The sequence below is a fragment of the Mesorhizobium sp. M4B.F.Ca.ET.089.01.1.1 genome, assembly GCF_004022605.1.
GTDB classification, from domain to species: Bacteria; Pseudomonadota; Alphaproteobacteria; order Rhizobiales; family Rhizobiaceae; genus Mesorhizobium; species Mesorhizobium abyssinicae.
Genome location: NZ_RZOS01000795.1, coordinates 1 through 1,514 on the forward strand (window position 1 = coordinate 1; position 1,514 = coordinate 1,514).

2 protein-coding genes are annotated in these 1,514 nt (G+C 57.1%); one reads left to right on the plus strand and one right to left on the minus strand.

What is annotated here, in order from left to right:
• Positions 1 to 1,034: hypothetical protein (locus tag EN780_RS39845; protein WP_210215074.1), on the plus strand; the 1,034-nt coding region annotated here is incomplete at its 5' end.
• Between the two features lie 18 nt (positions 1,035 to 1,052).
• Here EN780_RS39845 and EN780_RS39145 read toward each other — a convergent pair.
• On the minus strand, positions 1,053 to 1,514 hold a 462-nt coding region (locus tag EN780_RS39145; protein ID WP_210215075.1), incomplete at its 5' end, for an SGNH hydrolase domain-containing protein.

Here is a 1,514-nt window from a genome sequence, read left to right on the forward strand (position 1 = left end):
CCACCATTCTTGCCGCCGTCGCCACCGTCTTCCTTCCAAGTACGGTTGGCATCTGGCAATATTACAGAGCTGCCCGAAGATTCCGGATCGACACCGCTGCTTGGATGCGGGCTCTCGCTGTGGCTGTTGTGCTGCTATTGGTAACTTCCGTAGCACTGACCACTAACCGCTACTTTCGAGCTGCCATTAGCCAGTCTTTCGCAGGAGTGTTGTCCGTAAACACGGACCTTAGTGAGGCAGGCGAAGCTGTCGACACGTCGCTCGCCCGGGCAGCGGCTCCGATAGGACATCCTCCCCAAACAAATGACGCGAGCCCGCTTTCGATTGAACCGCCTGAGTTGGCGTCTTCTAGAAGCGGCCCAGCTCTATCCGAGGAAAGCCTGCCAGGAGATGTCGCCTCTCCTCCCAAAGCGAGTCCGTCTGCATCAGGCGCGGCCAGGATTCAGGCCCTCAGCGAACGGCTGACAGGTGAAAGTAAGAGAAATTCTATCTCCGCCCGCGCTCTGTTTTTGGAACGCGGCCTATTGGCATACCGGACAGGCGGTTTTTTTGGTCGTGGGCTGGAGGAGGCTCATGTCTTTGTTCCTCACAACACTTTTGTCCTTTTTGCTATCGCTTTCGGCCATATCGGCTGGCTGGTCCCACTCGGCTTCCTCGTGTTCGCCTTCTCGTTGGTTCGTGACGCCGAAGATCTGCCACTCGGGGTCGCTCTCTCAGGCGTTATGCTGACTTCGCATGATGTCTTGCTGACGCCGAGTTTGTTCATACCCGTGGCTATCGGCATAGGCAGCATGCTCGCCGCAAAGACCAATCCCAGCCGAAGCAGAGAAGCATATTCGAGCTTTGTGTTTGGAATAGGCGGAGGCGTCGGGTTATTCGCTGCCGCTTCCGTTGTCCTGTTGATTTCGCCGCCGACCGGTGTCGATCTCACGGCTAATCCGCTCTACTTCATGCTTTTGGGGACCGTCGTCGCCTGGGCTGTTGCGACACTTTATTTTTTCTGTCGCTCTCGTCGAAGCGGCCCCGGCGCATAGGCGAGGCGCTTGGCGCGACTATCCGGCCCGCCGAAGGTCGATCGACTGGACGGTCAGATCACCTCGGAGCATCTCGATAATTTTCGGAACAATGAGCCTCGCGCCGAAGATCGAGAGGTGGTTCTCGTCGACGTAGAGGCTGTGCCCTGCGCTGTTTGTCATTCGGCATTCCGCGGCGGGGCAGATCGCGTCCAGCGGATCAACGAATTGAAACTGGGAATGGCGGCCTGCAAAAGCCGCGAAAGCCGCTTTGAATGCGACATGCTCTACCTTCGAGGACGCCGGGCATGGAAGCGAGAAATAGTTCGGCCTGAGAGCACAGATCAGGTTCGTGTTTGGAGCGTGTCCGATCAAGATGACCGGTCCGCGAAACCCGGTGTACAGCTTGGAGATGTCTTCGAGCATTGTCGGAAACAGCTTTGCCAGATTACGGATATCGACAGGCGCCCCATCAGCCTTCCTTTCTAGAATGTTGCGATA